This is a genomic window from Streptomyces capoamus, from assembly GCF_014654935.1.
In the GTDB taxonomy this organism is placed as follows: Bacteria; Actinomycetota; Actinomycetes; order Streptomycetales; family Streptomycetaceae; genus Streptomyces; species Streptomyces capoamus.
The window spans coordinates 204,632-207,133 of record NZ_BNBF01000016.1 but is presented as its reverse complement, the minus strand read 5'-3'; the positions used below and the strand labels follow the sequence as shown (position 1 = coordinate 207,133).

The following is a 2,502-nucleotide window of genomic DNA, read 5'->3' as shown; positions in this document are numbered from 1 at the left end:
CCCGGAGTACGAACGGACGGTCGAGGGATCCGACAGCCGGCTCGCCGCCGAGCGTGAACTGAGGGAGCGCGAGAGGCGACACGACTCACTGGAGATCAAGGCGCTGCCCCCCGTCTCACGGGACCGCTACACGCGGGAGTGGACCAGCGTCCAGGAGGAGTTCGTCGACCGGCCGGAGGACGCGGTGCACGACGCGGACCGGCTGGTGACCTCGCTGATGCACGAGCGCGGCTATCCGACGGAGGGGTTCGAGCAGCAGATGAAGGACCTCTCGGTGGAACACAGCTCCACGCTGGAGCATTACCGGGCCGCGCATGAGGTGGAGGCCCTCTCCACCCGCAAGCAGGCGACGACCGAACAGCTGCGGGGCGCCATGGTGCACTACCGCGCCCTGTTCGACGAGTTGCTCTCCGACGGCGGCGGCCGGGCGCAGCCCGCCCGGTCCTGACCGCGATCATCACTGCGCACGGAGGAACGCATGCACAGCAACGACGACGTGGGGCGCCCCGCCGGCGATCTGTCGACCGAGGACCTCGCCCAGCCGGCCAACACCGGTGCGGACGCCGAGCCGGAGGGAGCCCCCTCGGGAGCCCCGGTGTACCCCGGCGAGAGCACCGGCACGCCGGGTGCCGCGGAGCAGAGCACGGACGACACGGCCGCCGGCGGTGACGCCGGTGCCGGTCCCGACGCGGGGGAGACGGCCGAGGCCCCGGCCGCCACGGCCGCGGAGGACGACGCCCCGCAACTGCTGACGGACGACGAGGAGCGAACCTTCCGCGACCGCTGGCAGGCGATCCAGAACCGGTTCGTGGACGACCCCCGCGAGGCCGTGCACGACGCCGACGCCCTGGTCGCGGACGTCATGCAGACCCTGGCCTCCACCTTCGCCCAGCACAAGAAGGACCTGGAGGGTCAGTGGGCCGAGGGCGAGAAGGTGGACACGGAGGAACTCCGCGGGGCGCTGCGGCGCTACCGTTCCTTCTTCAACCGCCTGCTGAGCACCTGAGTCCCGGTCCGCCCCCCGGCGCCCCGCCCCGCTTCAGGGCATGACCCGCGCGAGGTAGGGCGCCGTGGCGCTGCCTTCGGCCCGTGCCACCTGCCGCGGCGGCCCGGCCGCCACGATCCGGCCGCCCCGGTCGCCGCCGCCCGGCCCCAGGTCGATCACCCAGTCGGCACCCGCGACCACCGTCATGTCGTGCTCGACCACGACGACGGTGTGCCCGGCGTCGACCAGCCCGTGCAGCCGCTCCGTCAGCACCTCCACGTCGGCCGGGTGCAGTCCGGTCGTCGGCTCGTCCAGCAGGTACAGCGTGTGGCCGCGGCGCCCGCGCTGGAGTTCGCTCGCCAGCTTGATCCGCTGCGCCTCCCCGCCGGACAGCTCGGTCGCCGGCTGGCCGAGCCGCAGATAGCCGAGGCCCACGTCGAGCAGGGTGCCCAGGCTGCGGGCGGCGCCCGGGGCGTCCGCGAAGAAGTCCGCGGCGGCCTCCACCGTCAGGTCGAGCACCTCGGCGATGCTGCGGCCCCGGTACGTCACCTCGAGCGTCTCGGGGTTGTAGCGGGCGCCGCCGCAGTCCGGGCAGGGCGCGTACGTACTCGGCAGGAACAGCAGCTCCACGCTGACGAACCCCTCGCCCTGGCAGGTCTCGCAGCGCCCTCCCGCCACGTTGAAGGAGAACCGCCCCACCCCGTACCCGCGCGCCCGCGCCTCCTCGGTGCCGGCGAACACCTTGCGCACGACGTCGAACAGGCCCGTGTAGGTGGCCAGGTTGGACCGCGGGGTGCGCCCGATGGGCCGCTGGTCGACCCGGACCAGCCGTTCGACGTCCTCCAGGTCCCCGGTCAACTCGCCGACGAGCGTGGACTTCCCGGAACCGGAGACACCGGTGACCGCGGTGAACGCGCCGAGCGGGAACGCGGCCGTCACCTCGCGCAGGTTGTGCCGCGTCACCGGGCCCACCGTCAGCCAGCCGCGCGGCTCGCGGACGTCGCGCGCCGGCCCGGGGGACTCGTCGAAGAGGAACGCGGCCGTCGCCGACTCCTCGACCGAGGCCAGCTCGGCCGGCGGCCCGCTGTACAGCACCCGCCCGCCGTGCTCGCCCGCGCCGGGACCCACGTCGACCACCCAGTCGGCGCGGCGCACCACGTCCAGGTGGTGTTCCACCACGAACACCGAGTTCCCGGCGGCCCTCAGCCGGGCCAGCACGGCCAGCAGTGCCTCGGTGTCCGCCGGGTGCAGCCCGGCGGACGGCTCGTCGAGCACGTACACCACACCGAACAGCCCGGAGCGCAACTGGGTGGCGAGCCGCAGCCGCTGCAGTTCGCCCGCGGACAGGGTGGGGGTGGCCCGGTCCATGCTGAGGTAGCCGAGGCCCAGCTCGACCACCGGCGCGATCCGGGACTTGAGGTCGGCCGTGAGCACCCTGGCGATCTCGTCACCGCCGTCGAGGAGCCCCGCCAGGTCGGTCAGCGGCAGCGCGGCCAGCTCGGCGACGGTCCGGCCGC

The 2,502-nt window shown here is 73.9% G+C and carries 3 protein-coding genes; 2 read left to right on the top strand and 1 reads right to left on the bottom strand.

Annotation, left to right across the window (positions count from 1 at the left end):
- Together IE312_RS24470 and IE312_RS24465 are read left to right on the top strand one after the other, a co-directional pair.
- Nucleotides 1–448 (top strand): hypothetical protein (locus IE312_RS24470; RefSeq protein WP_229900384.1); only part of this gene is annotated, 448 nt, incomplete at its 5' end.
- A 30-nt stretch (nt 449–478) separates the two neighbouring features.
- Nucleotides 479–1,006, top strand: a complete 528-nt coding sequence (locus tag IE312_RS24465; RefSeq protein ID WP_189984471.1) for a hypothetical protein — start codon at nt 479–481, stop codon at nt 1,004–1,006.
- A 33-nt stretch (nt 1,007–1,039) separates the two neighbouring features.
- On the opposite strand, the gene IE312_RS41715 is transcribed toward IE312_RS24465, so the two are convergent.
- Nucleotides 1,040–2,502, bottom strand: a 1,463-nt coding sequence (locus tag IE312_RS41715; protein ID WP_229900383.1) for an ATP-binding cassette domain-containing protein, incomplete at its 5' end; no start/stop codon positions are given.

Excerpts from the sequence above, each read along its gene's own strand:
- IE312_RS24465 (WP_189984471.1), top strand. The coding sequence starts at position 479 with ATGCACAGCAACGACGACGTGGGGCGCCCCGCCGGCGATCTGTCGACC.